Raw genomic sequence first — 22,567 nt, 5'->3', positions numbered from 1 at the left:
TCCCGTATTAATCGTACGTCAGGTTAAAGATCATATGCGACTCCACCTCGCCGGTGCTGGTCGTCGGCCCATACTGATAAAAGCGCGCGTGCAGCGGTATGGTGATGTAGCGAGTCTCCTGGTTGTTCAAGCGACCAACGGTGTATTTCTTATTAAACTGCAGCGGCGATCCATCCTTCAGCACCTGAATACCGACGCCTTTCGCCATGCCGCTGCCAGCCTTTTCATTGAGCAACGCGCCCATGGTCGCCGTCGTGCTGGTAGCCAGCGTTCCGGAGAACGACGTGCTGATATTGGCATACCCGGTTTCACTCAGGCCGCCGCTGCACTGCAGGTCGATATTAAAATCTTTCCCGCCCGCGGTAGTGCCCACCCCTTTCAGGTCACTGCGTCTGATGGAACCGACATCGACATTCATATTCTTCCCGCTCATCACCGTACAGGAGGGCGAGACCACGGTGATGGCGTTGGCGCTCAGATAGGTTTCGAGGATCGGGTTGCCGCCGCTCTCCCAGTCATAGGAGGTGTATTTCCCTGTTGCCAGGGTGCCGCTGCCGGTGGTCGCCGCGGTTTTAATAATCTCCAGCGTAAAGCGCGACCCCTCCAGCGAATAGTTGGTGGTACCTGATACCCGCGACGAAAAGACGTCGGGATAGACGATATTGACCGTCGCGCCGCCGCGGCTGAAACGCATGCCGATACCCGGCACGTTGGTGGAATAGATTTTATTCCCGAGGTCAGTGGCCCCTGGCGCAACAATCTTCGCCGCGAAGCGGTTGGTGCCGGAGGTACAGCGATAGCTCGCGCCGCCGGGGGCGCTCATCGTCCAGTCGCGGGTGAGGATCACCGATCCCACCGGCAGATCCGGGGGGACCACCACCCTGCCCACCACCATGTCCAGCATCACCGTCGGCGAAGTGAGGCGCGTACAGACGGCCCAGGACGAGGTGGTTCCCAGCGCCATTAAGACGATAAAAAGCGTTAGTAATTTCCTCAGCGACATACGCTATCCTTTGTTGTTTGCTGTCCCAGATCTACCGAACACTGCCCACCGCTCCACTTCACAATTGCGCGTTTGGCATTCGCATCGCTGATAAACATCATGCTGCCCTGGCCGACAACGCCGATCTCCTTACCGTCAGGGGAGAAAATACTCGCCGCAAACGGCAGCGGCTCATGGTTCGCCTGGCGCACCTGCAGCGTGAGGTTGTTCTGCACCGTGGTGCCGAACGCCACCTTAACCACGCTGCCTTCCCACGGCACAACCTGCGCCACGGTGCGATCGAAGGCGACATCGTCAAGGCTGCCTTTCGGGTCGATCTCGACGGCGTTAATCCGGTACGGGCGCAGATACGGCAGGATGGCGTAACCATTGCTGTCCACGCGGGTGCCCGGCGATCCCGGGAGCATGGCGCCGGCAGCGTCTTTGGCTTCAATCAGCGCCATCGTCGAACCGCTTTCCGGCGAGAGCACCACGCCGCCGCTATGGGCGATCATCGTCCCGCTGGCGCCCAGGCCGCTCTGGCGATAGCCTTCACCCTGGCTGTAGCTGCCGTTGAGCGTGGTCCATGGCGTACGGTAGCTGCCGTTGAGCGCCACATCGTGCTGGCCGCCGGTGGCCGTGGTGGTCGACACGCCGTAGTTAAGGTTGTTTTCACTGTCCAGCGAACCGTTGATACCAATCTGCGAGCTGGCAAAGCGCGAGTTGTTGAACGAGGTGTTCGACGTCAGGTTGGCAGTACGGTTATCGCCAAACCACAGCGGGTAGCTGAAGTTGAGTGAAATACGATCGTCGCGGCGATGACCGGAGCTGTCTGGCGTGTAAACGCGCTGCGCGCTCGCCGACCAGGAGAGACGACCAAATGAGTTGTTGTAGCTGACCTGATACTGCTTCTCGGTCCCGGAGCGGTTCCAGTAGTCGGAGACGCGACCGCTCAGATAAAACCCGCCCCAGCCGTCCGGCAGGTTCTGGTTCACGGTGAAGGTCATGCCGTTTTTCTGCCGCCACAGGTTGTAGTTGCTGCGGCTGTTTTTTTCCTGATCGACGGCATACAGCGCGTCGTTGAGGTTGTAATAGCCTTTTGTCGAATAGCGGTACGCCGCCAGCACGATGCTGGTCTGGGTATCGGTAAACATACGGTTAAAGGTGGCTCGATAGCTCTGCCCCGAATCATCATGGGTATCACTCTTCAGCCGCGAATGGGTCACGTCAAAGGAGAGCGCGCCGATGCCGGTGTTCATCCCGGTCCCCACCAGGAAGGCCTGATAGTCGTCGAAACCCGTGACCCCGGTATAGCCGGTCAGCAGATTGTTGATACCGTGCTGCCAGGTGGCCTGATAGAGCATCGGCTTGTTACGCAGAGAACTGTCGTCCACTTTACCGGCGGAAAGGGCGTAGCGGGTCATTCCCGGGCGCAGCAGCTGGGCGACGGAAGCGTAAGGCACGCTAAACACTTCCACCGAACCATCCGCCTCTTTCACTGAGACCTCAAGATCGCTGCCATAGCCGGAAGGATAGACATCCTGCAGGGTAAACGGCCCGGGCGGAACGGTGGTCTGATAGATAATGTTGCTGCCCTGGCGCACGGTGACGAGGGCGTTGCTCTGCGCCACGCCGCGAATTTCCGGGGCATACGAGCGCATGCCGTCCGGGAACATATTGTCATCGGTGGAAAGGTTGACCCCACGCAGACCGATGGTGTCGAAAAATTCACCATTGGTAAAAATCTGCCCGCCGCTGACTATGGAGTTGAGTTGCGGGATGGGACGCTGGAGATAGGTCTGGTTGCTGTTCCAGTGCGCTTTGCCCTGCTGCTGCTGCCAGTTCAGGTTACCGATGTGCTTCAGCAGCCAGCCGTCCCACGACAGACCGGCGTTGACGCCAAGATAGGCGCTGCTGTTATCCGAGCCGCCGACCGAAGAGGTGTGGCTGTTCCAGGCGTTGGCCATCCAGCCCAGATTGAGCGCAGTAATGCCTTTGTCCCAGAACTCCGGGCTGACATAGTTTTTCAGACGTTGATCTTCATAGATCTGCGGCACCGAAATGTTCAACCGCAGGGAGGACTGGACCAGGTTGTCTTTGACGTTTTCTTCGTTACGCCAGGATTTAAGGCTACCGCAATAGCCTTCCTGTTCGCTCAGCTGTGGGTTCAGCTTTTCCGCAGCGATACCGTACTGCGTCAGCATCGCTTTGGTGTAGCAAACGCCAAGGTTACCGTCTTTGTCACGCGCGATGCGCAGATCGTAGCGCCCTTTCCACTCGTCGTTGGTGTAGACGTCAAGGGAGTAAGTGCCTTCGGTAATCGCGCTGGTCGAAAAGCGTGACAGGTCGACCTTTTCGCGACTGCCGACAATAAAGCCGTCGTTAAATTGATATACCGTTCCCGGGTTTTCCTGTCCGCTGGAAAATGGCGGAAAGCAGCACAGCGCGAGGGCGATCGCGGTGCTTAATCTTCCCGGGCAGAATGACCTCTGCTTCATTAGCTTTTCCCTTATTTAACGGCCACTTTCACTGCGACATCGGCGCCATAGTCATTAATGTTGTTAACGGTCAGGGTTTCGCCGCGGTTGACGGCGGAGGAGAGTGCTACCGTCTGGCTGGACTGCGGCGCCAGCATCACGGTTTTGCTGTTCAGGGCTTTACCGCCGTCGCGGGAAATACGGCTGACGGTAATGTAGAACGGCGTCGGGTTGTTGATGGCGAGACTGCTGCCGCTGGCGGTGAGCACCAGCTTCTCGGCCGCCGCATCGCGGTTGCCCAGTCCGGCAGGACGGTAAATAAATTTAAAGCGGGAACGGATCGCCAGCTGCAGCACGTTCTGGCCTTCATTTTTCTGATCGGCCACCACTGGCGGAATTTCCAGCAAATTCAGCCACCACAGTGTCTCTTTATCTTTTGCCAGACCAGCGCTGCTGCCGAGCTTAATACGCAGCGTCTGGCCGCTTTTGGCGTCAACGCGCGAGATCGGCGGGGTGATAATAAACGGGGTGGTAATGGTATCTGGTGTGGCATCGGCGTCGCCATTATCCAGCCAGGCCTGTGCCAGTGCCGGACGGTCGGCGTTATTTGAAAGCTGTACCGTTATTTCTTTTTCATTTCCTGGATAAATAAAGCGGGTACCGTTAACAATAATGTTGTTGGCATGGGCCGCAAAACTAAAAATGAAACAGAAAAAAAGGGCAATACGCTTCATGCTGACCTCAGAATAAAAATACAAGCGGCGGACATCGCCGCTTTATTATTGTTATTAACTGCCCCATACCGGGGCAGTTTTATTTTCTGGCGGAATTACTGATAGGTAATTTCGTAAGTCGCGTAGCTGTTGACCACACCGGTGGTTACCGTGGTCGGTGCGCTGGTCGCATAACCAACGTAGTAGGTGAAGCGCGCGCCATCGGCTACAGCAGCAGCATCGCCTTTCGCTTTCGGCTGAGTGCTGTCACCCGGGATGATTTTGTTGGTCAGCGCGGTGGCGTTGTCGGTAGACAGCACCAGCTGGATGTTCTGGGCACCGGAAGCTTCGGTGTTCGCCAGGTAACCCTGCTGTTTGCTGCTTGCGCCAGCCAGCAGGTTACCGCCGGTCCAGTTCACGCCCAGTTTGGTTACGTCATCCTGTTTGGTGCCGTCAGCAGCCTGGCAGTTAGAGACGTCAATGGTGAAAGATTTCGGTTTCAGGTAAGTATCCGCTGCTGCCGCTTTAACTTCAGTCAGGGTTACCGGAGACAGGTAAACGTTCGCATCGCTGCCCTGGCCGTTAACAGAAACAGTACAGGATACATCGGTAACTTTACCGAAGAAATTAACCTGGCCGCCGCCAACATTGGTATCAGCTGCATGGGCAGCAGTCATGCCAAAAAACGCGGTTGCCATTGCTGCAGAGAGAAGAACCTTTTTCATTGCCATTTCCTTGTCAGAGTGAATTACGAATCAATGAGCACACTGTGAATTCGCATAGAACCAGAAACATCAGGCGATGCTGATTTATGCCACTGCTAATAGAATCTTCGACTGACCGGGAGCCGCAATATTTAAGGCGTCAGGTGACGAACTTAAAAATATAAGTTCGCTGGTGCTATCGGCGTCAAAGAATGCTATTTATTCGCCGACAAATATACATTTGTTCACGTTTCATTAAGTTATATAACAGATATCAATCAACTATTAATAAATGGTTATTGATAGGTGAAAACGAGGCAGTGGTTGTTTACAGCGCAGGAAGTCTAACGCAAGACCATAAGAGAAATGACCGTAACAGCATGCCGAAAAAGCCGTCGGGAAGCCATCGCGATAAGTCTGAATCCGTCCTGAAAGTGGTGAAAATAGCACCAATCCATTCACGCATTGAATGACCTCAGCGTGAATGAGGCGCATTCCTTCCCCTGAATGTGAGCAGTTCGTCCGATATCCCCTTCCAGAGGGAAATATTTAATCCATTGTTTTTAAAGTAAAAAAATAAATTCATTCATCTCTTTGTCATCTTTTCATCATCTCACCGCCATAAAAATGTGATCTAAATCGCACTTTTTGCAACGCACGTTATAGTTAGCAGACTTATTATAAGTCCATCGAAAGCAAACACGCTTTCCACCATAAAAGTTAAAAGGACAAACACCATGAAAAACGTAAAATTACTCGCCGCTGCCGGTATGCTCTCCCTGGTTTCTTTTGCTAGCTTCGCTCATCCGGTGAGCGTGACAGCAGATACCCTGGACAGCGCAGAAGCGAAAATCGCGACCATTGCGAAAGAACAAGGCGCTTCCTACCACATCACCGAAGCGTACACCGGCAACCAGGTCCATATGACCGCCGAGCTGTCTAAATAAGCGAATGGTTGCAGAGGGAGCTGCCGGACAGGCCGCCTGCGGGTGGCTGGTCTGGCTCCCGCCGCCCACCCCGTACGCAGCAATGTCGAGCCCCGTTATGGGGCTTTTTTCGTTTTTGCTCCCGCCGCCTGGCGCGCCAGCGCGCGCTGGATAGACAGCACGCTCGCCAGCACCACGATCAACCCCACCAGCGCCATCCCCTGGATCTTTTGTCCAAGGAAAATCCATCCCAGCACCACAGCGGTCACCGGGCTCAGCAGACTCATCGCCGACACCGCCACCGGCGAGAGGCGGCCAATCCCCCGGAACCACAGGCCATAGGCCAGCATGGCGCCCGCGACGCACAGCCACAGATAGCCTGCGACCTGCAGCGCTGTCACCTGATGCAGAGGGGGGTCAACAATCAGCGCCACCGGGGCCAGCACCACTCCCCCAATCGCCAGCTGCCAGCCGGTCAACGCGACAATCGGCAAGGAGAGCGCCCAGCGGCGGGAAAGCCAGGTGCCCAGCGCCATACTGATCGCGCCGAGAAACGCCGCGCCGATCCCCAGCGGGTCGAGGACGGTGTGCGGCGACAGCAGCAGCATGGCCATACCGAGTATACCGGCGATGGCGGAGAACACCGCCAGCCAGGGCGAGCGCTGCCGATCAACGCACCAGGCGAGGAGCATCACCAGCAGCGGCTGGATCGCGCCAATCACCGCCGCCAGTCCACCGGGTAAGCGATAGGCAGCGATAAACAGCAGCGCCTGGAAAGCGCCGATATTTAAAATGCCGGTAACGATAAGCTTTGCCCACTCGCCGCGCTGCGGGAAACGACGGCTCCAGATCAGCAGGGCGATGCCTGCCGGCAACACCCTCAGCAGCGCAGCGATAAATGGCCGATCGGGAGGAAGGAACTGGGAGGTGACGATATAGGTCGTCCCCCAGATAGCGGGCGCCAGCGCGGTGAGCAGTAAGTCGATCATCAGACTACGTGAGAGAAAAGCCATGATTTTATCTTCACTTCAAGCTAAATTGGTGACTGAAGTATGTACCGACAAGTATCTTGATATCAAGACAAGTGAGCACTGATGGACAAATCACCCGCGATCGACGCCGTGGATCGCATTCTCGCCCAGTGGCAGCGGGAGCGACCGGATCTGGACTGCAGCCCAATGGGACCGATAGGCCGCCTGAAACGATGCGCCATGCTGCTGGAGCCGCAGGTGGAAGTGGCCTTTACGCGCCACGATCTGGTGCGCTGGGAGTTTGATATGCTGGCGACGCTGCGCCGCGCCGGCCCCCCTTTCACTCTTTCGCCGACCCAGCTCTTCTCCACGCTGATGATCACCTCCGGCACCATGACTCATCGCCTGAAGGCGCTGGAGAAACGCGGATTTATTACCCGCCTGCCGAACCCGGAGGATGCCCGCAGTATGCTGGTCGCCCTGACCCCTGTCGGGCGTGAGCGGATCGATGAGGCGGTGGAAACGCATGTCGATAATGAACGGCAGCTGCTGGCAGGACTCAGTGACAGCGAACGCCTGCAACTGGATCAGGCGCTACGGGTATTGATGCACCTGCTGGAAAGTCGTTAACAGCCGGCGGCGATAAAGTCGCCGTTGGCGCTGATCGGCACCACGGTGAAAAACAACCCGGCGGCAAAGAGGATCAGCGCCAGCCCGCCGAGGATCTTCACCAGCGGCACCAACCAGGGCCGCGGACGCCTCCCCACCGTCAGCCTGTTGACCGCCCGGTGGCGGGCATAGTGCACCGTCAGTGACAGCGCGAGGATCGAAAGTCCGGTACCCAGCGCCATGGTCATCACCGCGGCGATGCCCCAGCTGACAATCCCCAGCGCGTTGGCGAACAGCAAAATCATGATTGCCCCGCTGCAGGGGCGGGCGCCGATGGCCAGCACCACGCCAAGGCGTGTCTTCCAGTCGGCGCCGTGCAGATCGTGCCCCACGCCGTGGTGGCCGCAGCCGCACGAGGCATCATGCTGATGCGCCGGTGTTATGGCGCTAAGCACTCTCTTGCCCGGCCCCAGGCTCTGCAGCGCGCGAAAGATAATGTAAATTCCAAAGGCGCCGATGGTCAGGGCGCTGATCTTCTCAACGTACCAGCGGCTGGCGCTGAGATCGCCGGCGGCCAGATTCAGTCCTACCGCGAGAATAAAGACAAAGAGGATGGCGCTGACGCCCTGCAACAGGCTGCCGAGAAAGGGCACCACCCGCGCCGCCGTCAGGCTCTCCTGGTTGGTGCTCAGGTAAGTCGTGACGATAAACTTGCCGTGACCCGGCCCGATGGCGTGCAGCACGCCGTAGAGAAAGGCGCCCACTAACAGCCAGACGCCGCCGCTGTACTGGTGATTATTCAGCAGCAAAAGATACATCACCAGATAGCGATGTAAGGTTATTTGGGTGGCGAGGCACCACTGGAGAAAATCGCCCCAGTGGCTATGCAACATGGTGCCGGCCACCAGCAAAAGGAGCCCGCCGCTCCCGGCCGCCAGCAGGCGCCAGTCGCGCTGCGCAATCGGAGTATTCATCATTATGCCATTGCGTAAAGAGGTTATCTCACCGGACGGCGAACTCACGTCCGGCGAGCGGTCTGTCTGCCCTGTCGGCCAGGGAAAGCGATATGCCGCCCCTGACAGATAGAGATAACATTAGCCTGGGCTGGCGTCGACAGGCAAAGCGGGGTTAGTTGTTGTTGACCACGATGATGACCCGGCTTTTAATCTCTCCGGTACGAATATTCTCGCCATACTTCATTGGCTTGATATTCAGTGTAATCGGATTTTTGCCGTGCACGGCTTCCTGTGGCGTTTCGTACAGGTAGCCATTGTCATACTGGATATCCGCCCCGCTGGCATCCTGAATATGGAACCCGACCTCACCGGCGCCGGTGGCAGATAATTCCTCATCGTTAGCTAACACCTGACCGTTTTTCAGTCCCGATGCGCTCCTGAACGAGTACTCAATCTTGCCCGGCGTCAGCTCCAGCACACCGGACTCCCCCTGGCGACAGTCGATATTGATCACCTCCGGGCGGTACGCTACGGTTCCCTGTTTAATATCGATGAAATTATATTCACCCATTTTGATTTCCGTCGTCGGATTCTCAAAACCACAGGTCATCACGTTGATTTGCAAAATGATATGATAAATATAGGTAATGGGGATATCGGTGCACTCTTTATCCTTATTCTGACAATATCTTAGATTGAGTTTATAACTTACCGTAAAGGGCTGACCGGGGGTGATGACCGGCCTGCCTGCGACCTCTCCCTTACTGATGGCATAGCTAATAGAGGCGGTATCATTAAAAATGTCAGACAATTTATAGTGAATTTTTTCGGTCAAATCGGTGCCGGAAATATTATGCGGCGACAGGTCGAATTTAATTTTATATTTTTCGTGGCCCACCAGGAAATTATACTCGGTGCTGTGCTGCGCCTCTCCTGTCAGGGTAATCACGACGTTCTGTAATGACTGACAAACAAACAGCCAGTCATCATTGGTAAAGGTGCCTTCGCGTAACGCCAAAGTACCGGAGAGGGTGACGGGTTTGAAAATATAGGTACCGTACCCCTCAATCCCTTTCTGGATATGACTGGTGTTCAGGTCGCAGTTCCCCGCCCAGGCGCCAAAGGTACTGAAGGTGAATAGCAGAAACAGTAGCCATCTCATCGTAATATTCCTTTACCGGCAGACATAGGTCTGCTCTTCATCAATGGTTTGTTTAAAGGTGATCGTGCAGTACTGATTATTTGCTTTATCAACAGCCACTTTCAGCGTCGACGGAAGAGTATCCGTGCGGATGTATAATAAGCTGCCCTGGCCCACGACCCCGACATTCTGCCCCTGGTTATCCTCGATTTCATAACCAAACGGCAGCGGCTCACCAGCAGCTCGACGAGCATGAATCAACCACGGCTTACGCTGGTCGGTATCAAAGTGGCTAACCACCACAGCGCCCCGATACGGGGCCACCATTTTCCGGTTGCCTTTCAGTTCCGTTGTACTGTGGGAATCCGACACATCCAGCATCAGGGCGTTTTCACGGAACGGAGTGAGGTTGTCGTAGAGCACGATCCCTTTCCCGTTGGTGGTGCGGTATTTCTGACCATTGACATAAGCCCCCTCCAGCCCCGGCGCCTGCAAAATCGCGAAGGTGTCTGATAACCGATTCGCCAGGCTGACGCCCCCGGACCAAAGCACCACGCCTCCGGAGAGGCTTCCGCTGGCCTGGGTGTAGTTTGACGACTGGCTGTAACTTCCGCTCAGTGTGGCCAGCGGGGCATTCCAGGTGAGGTTGGCCCCGGCAGCGGTTTCATTATTTTGCTGCTGATGACTGAGATTAACCCCGTAGCTGAACTGATCGCGGGAGCCGGCAATGCCGTTCAGTCCGGTGTTATTGGAGGCAAAGCCACTGTTATCGAAGGTAGTGGAGTTAGACAGATTCAACCGACGACGCGGCGCGGTCAGGTCGTCCCCCCAACTGAACGGAATGGAGAAATAAAGATTAAATCGCTTATCCTGGTGATGATATTCGTCATAGGTTTGGCTGGCCGATAGCGTATAGGTCAGCCGCTGCCAGGTATTCGAATAGCCGAGCTGATAATCTTTATTGCTGCCGCTTTTTCCCCAGTAGTCGCGCCACAGGGCGCTTAGGGAAATCGCGCCATAGCCCGCCGGGAGCGCCTGGCTCAAACTGGCCGACAGGGAATTTTTCCTGCCGAAATCATATTGATAATAATCGGCAATATCGTAGACATCATTTTCGTCACGGTGATAGTGGGTTCTGTTCTTCGCCCACACGTGATCGTTAAAGGTGCGGTAATCCCGGCTGGAATAGCGGTAGGCCGCCAGGCCAAAACGGGTCTGGGTTGGCGTCAGGAATTTACTGTAAGCTACCTGATAGCTTTGTCCATCATAGGTGCCGTTATCCTGCTCGCTATGCGACTGGGTGGCATCGACGGAAATAGCGCCGAGCCAGGTATTCCAGCCGGTCCCTAAAGTAAAAGCAGAATAGTGATTCGACAGCATCGAACCACCGTACAGCGTCAGCAGGTTGTTCAAACCATACTGATAGGTCCCCTGGATAAAATCAGCCTGCCGATCGGCCCCCTCAATATGGCTGCGTCCGGCAGCAAGATCGTATTTCGAGACACCTGCCTGCAGCATGTTGGGAACGGAAGAAAAGGGCACCAGATAGCTGGTGATCGTCCCGTCAGCTTCTCTGATGCTCACGTCAAGGTCGGCCCCGCCGCCGGCCATCTGTAAATCAGCAATAGCAAAGGGACCGGGCGGCACCTCTTTCTGATAAATGACAAAGCCATTTTGCTCAATGGTGACCAGGGCATTGCTTTGCGCAATCCCCTGAACGATCGGCGTAAAGTTGCGCCTGGAGTTGGGCAACATTTGCATATCGCGATATAAGCGCACCCCGCGAAAGCGCACGGTGTCGAAAATATCGCCTGATGTGTACATATCCCCGGCGCGAAGCGTACTCTCTATCTCGCCGAAGCCTCTCTCCAGATAAAGCGTGTTACTTTTCCACTCACCGGCGCCAGAATCATTGTTGTTATAGCTGGCGTCAGAGTGCAGTTGCCATCCCAATAGATTTAAACCGCTGGTAAAACGGGCAAAGGTACTTTTGTTATTCCCGGCGCTTTTATAATCGCTGTAATACTGACTGGCATAATAGGACGTATAGAAGGCATTGACCCCGCGGTCCCAGCTTTCCGGGGAAGCATAGCCTGCTTCCAGTTCATTAACAAAAGCCTGCGGGACAGTGAGCGCGAGGGTCAGGGTGGAGATATCAAAATGATATTTCCCCCCCTGCACAGCCTCGCGTAGCGTGATGCATTGCGCCTGGTTCTTATTGTCCAGCCCCTCGGCTTTAATACCGAGCTGCTGCAGTTGGGAGTGCGACAAGCAGCTTTCCCCTGGCTGCTCCTTCACCGTCAGGTCATACTTCCCACGCCACTTGTTATTGACATACACATCCAGGTTATATTCACCCGCAACCGGCGCGTCATCTGTAAACTGATAGTGACTGTCTTTGACCCCTTTCATTCCGCCGAACATAAAGTTGGTATCAAAGGTCTCTTCTGCCGCCAGAGCTTCAGCAAATAACGATGCTATAATCGCCAGGGCAAGTGATGTCATCCTTAACATAACCACCTCTTTTTATTTTACGCCGATGCTATCACTAATATAATTTCCATGATCATCAATAATCGTTATATTATATTGTCTGGCACCGGTGCCACTGAGGGTAATCATCTGTTGTGAAAATGGCGCCAGCATAATAGCTTTACTGCTTGCCTTCACATTATTCATTTTAATTTCAGGGATCGTGATCCAGTTTGCACTGTTATTTTTAACCAGTACATTTTTGCCTTTTTGCTGCAGGCCTAAATGATGAAAACTGGCCTGCGTAACGCCAGCGACACCTTCCGGGCGATAAAACAACTTAATTCGGTTTTGGATCGCAAATTTCACCACATTCTTACCATCGTTCACGCTGGCATTGGGTGGAATATCGAGGACATTGAGGTAAAATAAACTTTCCTGGTTTTGCGGTAACGTATTGGATAATGCTTTTATTTTAAGCTGCTGACCGGTATTGGCTCTAACGCGCACCACCGGCGGTGAAATAAGAAAAGGAACGCGGATATTCTCCGGAGCAATGGAAGTATTACCGTCGTCGATCCACGCCTGTACCAGGGCGCCGCGATCGCCGCGATTCATTAACTGCACCATCACCTCATTTTTACCGGCCGGATAAATAACGCGCGTCCCATAGATCACAATACCCGCCTGCGCGGGGATAATGAAAAATGTCAGTAGCAGCAGAATGAATCCTTTCATCTCTTTCACTCCATGTAAACAGAGACCCGGCGAACGCCCTGCGTCTCGCCGGGTGACAACATCACTCGGTTACCACGGTCAGCGTAAGGGTTGACTCAACATCGCCCTGGGTGACTGCGTTACCTGCGGCCACCAGCGCATACTGCGCTGAAAAATCAATGGTATATACACCGTTCTCATCAGGATCCCCATTAAGAGGAATCAGCGAGTTGGCGTTTAGTTCGGCGTTATTCGCTGTCACCACAAAGCCGACGCCGGATGCGCCACCCGCTACGGTATTTTTAGTGATGTTCGGGTAAGTCGTATCAAACTGGTTACGTGCCAGGCTGATTTTCGGCGCAGTACCGGTACATTTTAATTTTAATGGCACCGTGGTGCTGTTTTTAATCCCGGTATAGGTGGCGCCGGCATTGAGACCAGCAAGACTTTCCTGCCCGACCTGGTTCATCGTAATAGTGGTAGAGTTGTTGCCGTCAAGAAACTGACAAGTGGTACCCACAACGCGTCCGGTGATAATAACTTCACCCTGGTCAGTATCCGCAAAAGCACCGGCACTCATAAATACGGTAGACAGGACTGCTGCAGCAACAGTTAAACGCTTCATAAAATAGTTCCTTTTATTTGTTTATCCATTTGGTTTGTGAGATGAGAAAAAACTCATGAGTTAAATATTGCACGCGATTTAACCATTCACAACATGCTTATTTAATTCACTTGACCAATATCAAGCCAATTAATTCATTATGTCTACGACTCATCCAAAGGCCATAGTGTTTATATATTGTTAAAAGACAATAAAAACATATACATCAGAAACAACTGAACTCCATTTAATAAAAAACAAAGTTGCCACAGACAACGATGCATTTTGTGCTATCCTCGCTTAAACCATATGATAACTTTATAATTAGCTGCTAATTATTTATTGTGTTTATAAAAACAGAAGGCCATCCTAATGAAAAAAGGCTTACTTGCCCTGGTCTGCGTCGCGCTGCTGGTGCCATCGCTTTCGGCGCAGGCGACCTGGCGCGGCGAAAAGCGCCAGGACGCCCGCGATATCCGTCAGGATAGTCGCGAGCAAGGTCGTGATACCAAGCAGGAATGCGTCCGCAATAACAATCAAAGCAACGCCAGCTGCCGTCACGATAAACGGGAAAACCGCCGTGAAGGTCGTCAGGAAGCACGTGACGAAAAATGGTGAACCTGCAGGCTTCGACGTCTCCAGGACGTAAGTCCTCCCGCCGCCGGAGCCTTTAACGCCCCCTCATACTTCAGCTGTCTGGCTGACGTTTTCTGCCTGCACCTTATTCTTAGCATAGAGCAGAATATTCCCACCTAATCGTCAGACATTATCCCGATACTCATGATGCCCCCTTTTCTTCCAGCCCACTGATATCGCCGCTACCGGCGCTTACCGTGCCTGATTCCTATCAACTTTACTCCCCTTTAGATTAAGCTTATTTTCTGAAATACAGCGTAAAGTGCCCTCATACAGACAATGGCTATTATCCCCAGGCTTTTTGCAGTATGGTTTAATCGCTGTTGTAGTTTTGCAGTGAATGCTATCCAGACGATTCAGTGTTGTATTCTGTCTGAGACGTTTCTCACGCTATTCCCGGGCGTTGTCGGCGCGGGAGAGTGCTTTGCTGGCGAGATGTTGCCCAGCATGCAGGCAATAAATCATGACGGCATTGATGGCCGTCTTGCCGTGGCCGGAAGCCCGTGCCTTCATCATCATGCGGGCATCATCAAGAGGATCAGGGATGTACAGGACGTGGAAACCACCAGGAAAGCGACGCCACTTCAACCCGCTAGCCCTTTCTTTACCCTTCAGCTTGCGGCGTCTTATCGTTGGTAATGGAGATAGCCTATGATACCGCACGCTCACTCAGCGATAACGTTCAGATTTTGCCTTCACCCGGTGAAACGCTTTCGCATGAGATTAAAACGTTATCAGCACGCTGCTTCAAAATAAAAAGGCTGTCGAATTTAACAATGACCTGACGCAGGCCTGGACAGAGAAAAATATGCCTGCAATAAAAGGGAAAACCATGACGAATAACGCCGATATAAAAAAAAGGAACTTCCTGACTCAGAATGAAATCGAGTCTTTACTTAAAGCCGCCGATACCGGCCTCTATGCCGCACGGAATTATTGCCTGACATTACTATGCTTCATCCATGGTCTGCGAGCCAGCGAGATCTGCCGTCTACGAATATCGGATATCGACCTTGCTGCCCGATGTGTTTATATCCATCGGCTCAAAAAGGGGTTTTCGACCACTCATCCGTTGCTGGAGAAAGAGATCCACGCCCTAAAGCGATGGCTGGCCATTCGCAACAGCTGGCCGCAGGCAGCCAGCGAATGGCTGTTTCTCTCCCGCAAAGGTAATCCCCTTTCACGCCAGCAGTTTTATCAGATTATCGCCTCATCAGGGGATCTTGCGGGATTACCGCTGGAGATCCACCCGCACATGCTGCGCCACTCCTGTGGCTTTGCGCTGGCCAATATGGGGATCGATACCCGTTTGATCCAGGATTACCTCGGGCATCGCAATATCCGCCATACCGTCTGGTATACCGCCAGCAACGCGGGGCGCTTCTATGGCATTTGGGACAATACGCGCGACAAACAGCGATCGTCTTTGATCTAATAACCTTGACGCCACGGATGGCGTTGTCCCGCAACCTGCCCGAAAATTAAAATATTTATTATCATTAACCCTGCGTTAATTATGCTTACTGTTCCCGCAAGTTCTTATTTATTCCCTCCAGCTCCGCGCCAATTTAACCCTGTGTTCATTCTGGATTTGACCAAATTATTTATTGCTCGAACAAAATTTCTGCACCGCTTTTTTCAATTACAGCACTTATCAGAAAAAAGTCCTTTTAATTTATGCACCTGGCGATAACATCTATAGATGCTATTGAGACAACCATTAAAATCTTTAAAATTAAGAATTATCGCCCGGCGATATTTTTAGTATCAGTCAATGTAATGTGCTATCTATTCGTGGTTAATCAACTTCACCCTACAACGTTTTAGCATTACGTATTCTTTTCGTCATGGCGTAAGGTTTCGCCGTGACGGTCATTCATCCCCTTTTTCAGGAGCCAATATTGTGAACCGACGTCGTTTTCTTACCGCCAAAGAAGTTCAGGCAATGATGCAGGCCGCTCGACAGGGACCCACCGGCGAACGGGACTACTGTCTCATCCTGCTTGCCTTTCGTCACGGCATGCGCATCAGCGAACTGCTGGATCTGCACTATCACGATCTGGATCTGCATGAAGGACGGGTCAATGTGCGGCGGCTAAAGAATGGTTTTTCGACTATTCATCCGCTGCGCTTTGATGAGCGCGAGGCGATCGAACGCTGGAGTCTGGTCCGCGCCGGCTGGAAAGCGGCGGCAAAAACCGACGCGCTGTTTATCTCTCGTCGCGGAACGCCACTCTCACGCCAGCAAGCGTATCGTATTATTCGCTCCGCCGGCGAAAATGCGGGCACCGTCACGCACACGCACCCCCATATGCTGCGTCACGCCTGCGGCTATGAACTGGCGGAAAGAGGTACAGATACCCGTTTGATACAGGATTATCTGGGACATCGTAATATTCGTCACACGGTACGCTACACCGCCAGTAATGCGGCACGTTTTGCCGGAATTTGGGAAAGAAATAATCTTCTAGAGGAAAAAGGCCTGCAACAGAAAAATGATTTAACTGATTGATTTAATGCAATATAATTAATTACGAACAGGTCAATTGGGGCCAAACTGTTTATATCATAAAAATGTTTTGTAATGTTTTGCAACTCACTGCGCCATATTTCTGCAGAAAAAATCATATTGTATTGATTATTATGCGTTTTTAATCCCGCAATCACTCACTTTTCTCTCATCAGATTCCAGCTGTACCGGCGATCCTTCGCCAGCACCATCGCTATACCTTTCGCACTCCCTCCCACTACGACAGATAATATACCCACAAAAAGCCAATTATACAGAATTTAAAACCACAAAAACGCCATAGTAAAACCAAAAACAGGTCACTTATCCTGACGAGTCAAAATGGCCCCAATTGTCTCATCAGTTGGGTGAAAACTGTGCAGAGCCGGCAGCCTGACTACTCGGCTGGAATCTGAAATGCCTGGAAGGCACATCGGCTGCCAATCCGGTTCGTTATTTCGACATCGTTCAAAGGAAAACAGTATGAAAATCAAAACACTGGCAATGGTTGTTGTGTCAGCCCTGTCTCTGAGCTCCGCGGCGGCGCTGGCCGATACCACCACGGTCAACGGCGGGACAGTGCATTTTAAAGGGGAAGTCGTCAATGCGGCCTGTGCGGTGGATGCCGGCTCTATCGATCAAACCGTCCAGTTAGGTCAGGTGCGTTCCGCGAAACTTGCCACCGCGGGTAGCACCAGCTCCTCCGTCGGTTTCAACATCCAGCTGGATGACTGCGACACCACAGTGGCGACCAAAGCATCTGTCGCTTTCTCCGGTACCGCCATTGACAGCAGCAACACCACCGTTCTGGCACTGCAAAACTCTGCCGCTGGCGGCGCAACCAACGTTGGCGTGCAGATCCTCGACAACACCGGCACGCCACTGGCGCTGGACGGGGCCACCTTCAGTGCCGCGACCACCCTGAATGACGGCACCAACATTATCCCGTTCCAGGCGCGTTACTACGCGACCGGCGCAGCGACCGCCGGTACGGCGAACGCGGATGCCACGTTCAAAGTGCAGTACGAGTAAGGCCCGATCCACGCAGGGAGGCAATCAGGGCCAGGAGGGCCCGCTCTCTATTTCCAACTGGAGTGAAACGATGCAGGGAATGAAATCAGGTCTGCTGCTGCTACTACCCCCGCTGGCCCTGGCTGGTAATCAGTGGAACGTCACGCTGCCTGGGGGCAGCATGCGTTTTCAGGGCCTGATTATGGCGAGTTCCTGCCGCGTCGAAGCGGGCGATCGGCAGATGACAGTCAATCTGGGGCAGATCAGCAGTAACCGATTTCATGATGTCGGGGAAGACAGTAACCCGATCCCTTTCGCGATTCATTTACAGGATTGCAGTACCGCAGTCAGCCAGCATGTGGGCGTGGCATTTCACGGTGTGGCTGATGGTAAAAATCCCGATGTGCTCTCGGTGGGCGAAGGCCCGGGGATCGCCAGCGGGATTGGCATTGCGCTGTTCGACAGTCAGGGCCAGCAGCTGCCGCTCAATCGTCCGCCGGATCGCTGGGTGCCGCTCTACCGCGGACCGACGACGCTCAATTTTGTCGCCAAATATCGGGCGACCGGACGCCAGGTCACCGGCGGCGCGGCCAACGCCCAGGCCTGGTTCTCATTGACCTATCAGTAATTAATCCGCAGACAAACAGGACAACACGGTGAGCAGACAAGGAGATAACGTGAGAAAAATGGCAACGACGACACGCGGCATACTGGCGGGATGTTTACTTTTCGTCGCCGGTGCGTTGAGCGCCAGCGCGCAGGCGGGCGTCGCGCTTGGCGCGACCCGGGTTATCTACCCGGCGGGACAGAAACAAGTCCAGCTCGCGGTGACCAATAATGATGACAACAGCACCTGGCTTATTCAGTCATGGGTGGAAAATGCCGATGGTCAGCGAGACGGCCGGTTTGTCATCACTCCCCCGCTGTTTGCCATGCAGGGCAAAAAAGAGAACACCCTGCGCATTATCGACGCCACCAATAACCAGCTGCCGCAGGATCGGGAAAGCCTGTTCTGGATGAACGTGAAGGCGATCCCCTCGATGGATAAATCCAAGCTCAGCGACAATACCCTGCAGCTGGCGATTATCAGCCGCATCAAGCTCTACTACCGTCCGGGAAAACTGGCCCTGCCCCCGGATCAGGCAGCGGAAAAGCTGACCTTTAGCCGCAGCGGATCGTCGCTGACGCTGACGAACCCAACCCCTTATTACCTGACGGTGACCGAACTGAACGCCGGGACGCGCATTCTGGAAAACGCCCTCGTGCCGCCGATGGGCAAAACCAGCGTCAAGCTGCCCGCAGATGCCGGGAACACCATCACCTATCGCACGATTAACGATTACGGCGCGCTGACGCCGAAAATGAATGGCGTACTGCGTTAACCCAGAGTACCCCGCCGCGCGGGCCACGCTGCGCATGACCAGAAGCACTGACAGCCGGGCAACGTCGGACCGGAGGGATTATGTCACATCGAAAATATGGACTGGACCATTGGGGTTGCCGAAGCGCCCGGCGCCTGATTACTCCGGCGCTGACGCTGTGGCTCAGCTCACTGCCGTTTGCCGCGCTGGCGGACCTCTATTTTAACCCCCGCTTTTTAGCTGACGATCCGGCGGCGGTGGCTGACCTGTCGGGATTTGAAAAAGGCCAGGAGGTGCCTCCAGGCACCTATCGCGTCGATATTTATCTCAACAATGGTTTTATGACCACCCGGGACGTCACTTTCCAGGCCGACGCGCAGGGCCATGGTATGTCACCCTGTCTGACGCGCGGCCAGCTGGCGAGCATGGGCGTGGATACCGGGCGGGTGCCGGGCATGGCGACGCTGGACAGCGCAGCCTGCGTGCCGCTAACGACGCTTATCAGCGAAGCCACTACGCGCTTTGACGTTGGCCAACAGCGTCTGTATCTCACCGTGCCCCAGGCATTTATGGGCACCCGCGCGCGCGGCTATATTCCGCCGGAGCTGTGGGATGACGGTATCACCGCCGGGCTGATTAACTATAACTTCACGGGCAATAACGTCCATAACACCACGGGTGGCAGCAGCCGTTACGCCTATCTGAATCTGCAGAGCGGCCTGAACGTTGGCGCCTGGCGTCTGCGCGATAACAGCACGTGGAGCTACAGTAGCGGCAGCGGCAGCGCTTCCTCCAGTGAAAACCGCTGGCAGCACGTTAACAGCTGGCTTGAGCGGGACATCACGCCTCTGCGTTCGCGACTCACCCTCGGGGACAGCTATACCAACGGCGATGTCTTCGACGGGATCAATTTCCGCGGCGCCCAGCTGGCCTCGGACGACAATATGCTACCGGACAGCCAGAAAGGCTTCGCGCCGGTGATCCACGGGATCGCCCGCGGCACGGCGCAGGTGTCAATCAGGCAAAACGGCTATGAAATCTACCAGAGTACGGTGCCACCGGGGCCGTTTACCATCGACGATCTCTACGCCGCGGGCAATGGCGGCGATCTGCAGGTCACGATTAAAGAAGCGGATGGCTCCCGCCAGGTCTTCAGCGTGCCCTGGTCAACGGTGCCGGTGCTGCAGCGTGAAGGCCATACCCGCTTCGCCCTCACCGCCGGGGAGTACCGCAGCGGCAACAGCCAGCAGGAGACGCCCGATTTTTTCCAGAGTACGGCCATGCATGGCCTGCCGGCGGGCTGGACCCTGTACGGCGGCACTCAGCTGGCGGACCGCTATCGCGCCTTTAACCTTGGGGTGGGGAAAAATATGGGCTATTTCGGCGCCCTGTCGCTGGATATCACCCAGGCCAACGCCACGCTGGCGGACGACAGCGAGCATCAGGGGCAGTCGGTGCGTTTTCTCTATAACAAATCCCTGGATGAGACCGGGACTAACCTGCAGCTGGTGGGCTACCGCTACTCCACCCGCGGCTACTATAACTTTGCCGATACCACCTACCGCCGGATGAGCGGCTACAGCGTGGAAACCCAGGACGGCGTTATCCAGGTGAAACCCAAATTTACCGACTACTACAATCTGGCTTACAGCAAGCGCGGCAAGGTGCAGCTGAGCGTGACCCAGCAGTTGGGGCGCACCGCCACCCTCTATCTGAGCGGCAGCCACCAGACCTACTGGGGTACCGACGATGCCGATGAGCAACTGCAGGCCGGCCTCAACGCCGCCGTAAACGATATCAACTGGTCGCTAAGCTACAGTCTGACCAAAAACGCCTGGCAGCAAGGGCGCGATCAGATGCTGGCGGTCAACGTCAATATCCCCTTCAGCCACTGGCTGCGTTCCGATAGCCGCTCGGTCTGGCGGCACGCCAGCGCCAGCTACAGCCTTTCGCACGATCTCAATGGCCGCATGACCAATCTGGCGGGCCTGTACGGCACCCTGCTGGAAGACAACAACCTCAGCTATAGCGTGCAGACCGGCTATGCCGGCGGCGGCAACGGCGACAGCGGGAGCACAGGCTATACCGCGCTCAACTACCGCGGCGGCTACGGCAACGCCAACGTCGGCTATAGCCGCAGCGATGGCTTTAAACAGCTCTACTACGGCGTCAGCGGCGGCGTGCTGGCGCACGCCAACGGCATCACCCTGAGCCAGCCGTTGAACGATACCGTGGTGCTGGTGAAAGCCCCCGGCGCTGGCGGCGTGAAAGTGGAAAACCAGACCGGGGTACGCACCGACTGGCGCGGGTATGCCGTCCTGCCCTATGCCACCGAGTATCGCGAAAACCGGATCGCGCTGGACACCAACACCCTGGCAGACAATGTCGACCTTGATGATGCAGTGGTCAGCGTGGTGCCCACCCATGGGGCGATCGTCCGCGCCAACTTTAACGCGCAGGTGGGGATGAAGATCCTGATGACACTGACCCATCGCGGCAAACCGGTGCCGTTTGGCGCCCTCGCCACCGGCGACAGCAACCAGAGCGGCAGCATCGTCGCGGATAACGGCCAGGTCTACCTGAGCGGGATGCCGCTGGCGGGCAAGGTGCGGGTGAAATGGGGCGATGGCCCGGACGCTCAGTGCGTGGCCGATTATCGTCTGCCGCCGGAGAGTCAGCAGCAGGCGCTCAGCCAGCTGTCGGCCGCGTGCCGCTAAGGAGATCATGATGAAAACACTGCAGTATCTGCTGGGCGCCCTGCTCACCCTGGTGACGCCGTTTGCCTTCGCTGCCGATAGCACGATCACCATCAGCGGCTATGTGCGCGACAACGCCTGCGCAGTGGCCGGCGAGTCGAAGGATTTCACCGTCGATTTTCAGGACAACGCCGCGAAGCAGTTTTATGCCGTCGGGGCGACGACGACGCCGGTGCCGTTCCGCATCGTGCTGTCGCCCTGCGGCACTTCCGTCACCGCGGTGAAGGTCGGTTTCACCGGCGTGGCGGACAGCGTCAACACCAGCCTGTTAAAACTCGATGTCGGCGCCTCGGCGGCGGCGGGAATGGGGGTGGAAATTCTCGATCAGCAGCAGTCCCGGCTGCCGGTCAATGCGCCGTCGTCAGCCATGTCCTGGACCACGCTGACGCCGGGCCAGACCAACATTCTCAACTTTTACGCCCGTCTGATGGCCACTCAGGTGCCCGTCACCGCCGGGCATGTCAATGCGACAGCGACATTCACGCTGGAATTTCAGTAAGCGGAGGCTGAAATGAAATGGACCCACGTGGGCTGGCTGCTGGCCGGCCTGTTAACCGCGAGCGCTTCCCTGCGGGCGGCCGACGTCACCCTCACCGTCAACGGGAAGGTGGTGGCCAGACCCTGCACGGTTTCCACCGTCAATGCCACCGTCGAGCTGGGCGATCTCTATACCTTTAGCCTGATCGGCGCGGGCTCGGCATCGGCCTGGCACAGCGTGGCGCTGGATCTCAGTAACTGCCCCGTGGGTACTTCACGGGTGAAGGCCACCTTCAGCGGGACGGCGGACAGCACCGGCTATTACAAAAACCAGGGAACGGCGGGCAATATTCAGCTCGAACTGCAGAGCGAGGATGGCACCACGCTGAACAATGGCAGCAGCCAGTCGGTACAGGTGGATGAGGCCAGCCAGTCCGCTCGCTTCCCGCTGCAGGTTAGAGCCCTGTCCGTCAACGGCGGCGCCACGCAAGGCACCATTCAGGCGGTGATTAACGTCACCTATACCTACGCCTGAGCCAGGAGAG

The 22,567-nt window shown here is 55.2% G+C and carries 22 protein-coding genes; 11 read left to right on the top strand and 11 right to left on the bottom strand.

The genetic code is table 11. From position 1 onward, the window contains the following. Positions 1-7: 7 nt before the first annotated feature. The 4 genes from mrkD to mrkA all read right to left on the bottom strand — a co-directional run bounded on the left by mrkD (position 8) and on the right by mrkA (position 4,897). On the bottom strand, positions 8-1,003 hold the full coding sequence (gene mrkD, locus CWM58_RS08535; RefSeq protein WP_061153390.1) for a type 3 fimbria adhesin subunit MrkD: 996 nt from the start codon (positions 1,001-1,003) through the stop codon (positions 8-10). Continuing rightward, positions 994-3,480: a type 3 fimbria usher protein MrkC gene (mrkC, locus tag CWM58_RS08530; RefSeq protein ID WP_100680733.1), complete on the bottom strand. Its 2,487-nt coding sequence runs from the start codon at positions 3,478-3,480 to the stop codon at positions 994-996. Before mrkC ends, mrkD begins: the two co-directional genes overlap by 10 nt. A gap of 11 nt (positions 3,481-3,491) precedes the next feature. Then, positions 3,492-4,193, bottom strand: coding sequence for a type 3 fimbria chaperone MrkB (gene mrkB, locus CWM58_RS08525; protein ID WP_061153388.1), 702 nt, complete (start codon positions 4,191-4,193; stop codon positions 3,492-3,494). Between the two features lie 95 nt (positions 4,194-4,288). Continuing rightward, positions 4,289-4,897 carry a type 3 fimbria major subunit MrkA gene (mrkA, locus tag CWM58_RS08520; RefSeq protein ID WP_100680732.1) on the bottom strand — a complete coding sequence of 203 codons (609 nt, stop codon included), beginning with the start codon at positions 4,895-4,897 and terminating at the stop codon, positions 4,289-4,291. Positions 4,898-5,613: 716 nt separating this feature from the next. On the opposite strand from mrkA, the gene CWM58_RS08515 reads away from it, so the two are divergent. Beyond that, positions 5,614-5,823, top strand: a complete 210-nt coding sequence (locus CWM58_RS08515; RefSeq protein ID WP_002916131.1) for a DUF1471 domain-containing protein — start codon at positions 5,614-5,616, stop codon at positions 5,821-5,823. A 95-nt stretch (positions 5,824-5,918) separates the two neighbouring features. On the opposite strand, the gene CWM58_RS08510 is transcribed toward CWM58_RS08515, so the two are convergent. Beyond that, positions 5,919-6,815, bottom strand: coding sequence for an EamA family transporter (locus CWM58_RS08510; RefSeq protein ID WP_012540631.1), 897 nt, complete (start codon positions 6,813-6,815; stop codon positions 5,919-5,921). Positions 6,816-6,896: 81 nt separating this feature from the next. On the opposite strand from CWM58_RS08510, the gene CWM58_RS08505 reads away from it, so the two are divergent. Then, positions 6,897-7,403 carry a MarR family winged helix-turn-helix transcriptional regulator gene (locus CWM58_RS08505; RefSeq protein ID WP_012540630.1) on the top strand — a complete coding sequence of 169 codons (507 nt, stop codon included), beginning with the start codon at positions 6,897-6,899 and terminating at the stop codon, positions 7,401-7,403. On the opposite strand, the gene CWM58_RS08500 is transcribed toward CWM58_RS08505, so the two are convergent. From CWM58_RS08500 to yehD, 5 genes are all read right to left on the bottom strand, one after another. Then, positions 7,400-8,356, bottom strand: coding sequence for a nickel/cobalt transporter (locus CWM58_RS08500; RefSeq protein ID WP_100680731.1), 957 nt, complete (start codon positions 8,354-8,356; stop codon positions 7,400-7,402). The genes CWM58_RS08505 and CWM58_RS08500 overlap by 4 nt on opposite strands. Positions 8,357-8,510: 154 nt before the next feature. Beyond that, the gene (locus CWM58_RS08495) at positions 8,511-9,500 is read right to left on the bottom strand and encodes a fimbrial protein (protein ID WP_100680730.1); all 990 of its coding nucleotides are present in this window, start codon (positions 9,498-9,500) and stop codon (positions 8,511-8,513) included. A 12-nt stretch (positions 9,501-9,512) separates the two neighbouring features. Continuing rightward, positions 9,513-11,993: a fimbrial biogenesis outer membrane usher protein gene (locus CWM58_RS08490; RefSeq protein WP_100680729.1), complete on the bottom strand. Its 2,481-nt coding sequence runs from the start codon at positions 11,991-11,993 to the stop codon at positions 9,513-9,515. A 12-nt stretch (positions 11,994-12,005) separates the two neighbouring features. After that, a complete protein-coding gene (locus CWM58_RS08485) occupies positions 12,006-12,689 on the bottom strand; it encodes a fimbria/pilus periplasmic chaperone (protein WP_061153383.1) in 684 nt (227 codons plus the stop codon). Between the two features lie 61 nt (positions 12,690-12,750). Then, positions 12,751-13,293, bottom strand: a complete 543-nt coding sequence (gene yehD, locus CWM58_RS08480; RefSeq protein ID WP_061153382.1) for a fimbrial protein YehD — start codon at positions 13,291-13,293, stop codon at positions 12,751-12,753. A 351-nt stretch (positions 13,294-13,644) separates the two neighbouring features. Between yehD and CWM58_RS08475 the strand changes: the two genes are divergently transcribed. Then, the gene (locus CWM58_RS08475; RefSeq protein ID WP_061153381.1) at positions 13,645-13,890 is read left to right on the top strand and encodes a hypothetical protein; all 246 of its coding nucleotides are present in this window, start codon (positions 13,645-13,647) and stop codon (positions 13,888-13,890) included. Positions 13,891-14,298: 408 nt separating this feature from the next. Here CWM58_RS08475 and CWM58_RS29390 read toward each other — a convergent pair whose 3' ends face one another. After that, a complete protein-coding gene (locus tag CWM58_RS29390; RefSeq protein ID WP_264753724.1) occupies positions 14,299-14,427 on the bottom strand; it encodes a hypothetical protein in 129 nt (42 codons plus the stop codon). A gap of 313 nt (positions 14,428-14,740) precedes the next feature. Here CWM58_RS29390 and fimB point away from each other — a divergent pair, with 313 nt between their 5' ends. The 8 genes from fimB (at position 14,741) to CWM58_RS08425 (ending at position 22,557) form a co-directional block, all read left to right on the top strand. Then, complete coding sequence (fimB, locus tag CWM58_RS08465) at positions 14,741-15,343, top strand: type 1 fimbria switch DNA invertase FimB (protein ID WP_061153380.1); 603 nt, start codon at positions 14,741-14,743, stop codon at positions 15,341-15,343. A gap of 468 nt (positions 15,344-15,811) precedes the next feature. Beyond that, positions 15,812-16,420, top strand: coding sequence for a type 1 fimbria switch DNA invertase FimE (gene fimE, locus CWM58_RS08460; RefSeq protein ID WP_074387636.1), 609 nt, complete (start codon positions 15,812-15,814; stop codon positions 16,418-16,420). A 480-nt stretch (positions 16,421-16,900) separates the two neighbouring features. Further along, the gene (gene fimA, locus CWM58_RS08450; RefSeq protein WP_061153378.1) at positions 16,901-17,449 is read left to right on the top strand and encodes a type 1 fimbrial major subunit FimA; all 549 of its coding nucleotides are present in this window, start codon (positions 16,901-16,903) and stop codon (positions 17,447-17,449) included. Positions 17,450-17,519: 70 nt separating this feature from the next. Further along, positions 17,520-18,056: a fimbrial protein gene (locus CWM58_RS08445; protein WP_012967260.1), complete on the top strand. Its 537-nt coding sequence runs from the start codon at positions 17,520-17,522 to the stop codon at positions 18,054-18,056. Positions 18,057-18,105: 49 nt separating this feature from the next. Further along, the gene (locus tag CWM58_RS08440) at positions 18,106-18,810 is read left to right on the top strand and encodes a fimbria/pilus periplasmic chaperone (RefSeq protein WP_162676943.1); all 705 of its coding nucleotides are present in this window, start codon (positions 18,106-18,108) and stop codon (positions 18,808-18,810) included. Between the two features lie 80 nt (positions 18,811-18,890). After that, positions 18,891-21,506 (top strand): fimbrial biogenesis usher protein, encoded by a 2,616-nt coding sequence (locus tag CWM58_RS08435; RefSeq protein ID WP_100680727.1) that lies wholly within the window; start codon positions 18,891-18,893, stop codon positions 21,504-21,506. Between the two features lie 10 nt (positions 21,507-21,516). After that, on the top strand, positions 21,517-22,044 hold the full coding sequence (locus tag CWM58_RS08430; protein WP_100680726.1) for a fimbrial protein: 528 nt from the start codon (positions 21,517-21,519) through the stop codon (positions 22,042-22,044). Between the two features lie 27 nt (positions 22,045-22,071). Beyond that, the gene (locus CWM58_RS08425; protein ID WP_074194464.1) at positions 22,072-22,557 is read left to right on the top strand and encodes a fimbrial protein; all 486 of its coding nucleotides are present in this window, start codon (positions 22,072-22,074) and stop codon (positions 22,555-22,557) included. Positions 22,558-22,567: the final 10 nt, after the last annotated feature.

The sequence above is a fragment of the Klebsiella sp. H-Nf2 genome, assembly GCF_002806645.1.
GTDB lineage: Bacteria > Pseudomonadota > Gammaproteobacteria > Enterobacterales > Enterobacteriaceae > Klebsiella > Klebsiella variicola.
This window is presented reverse-complemented; position numbering and strand designations above follow the sequence as displayed.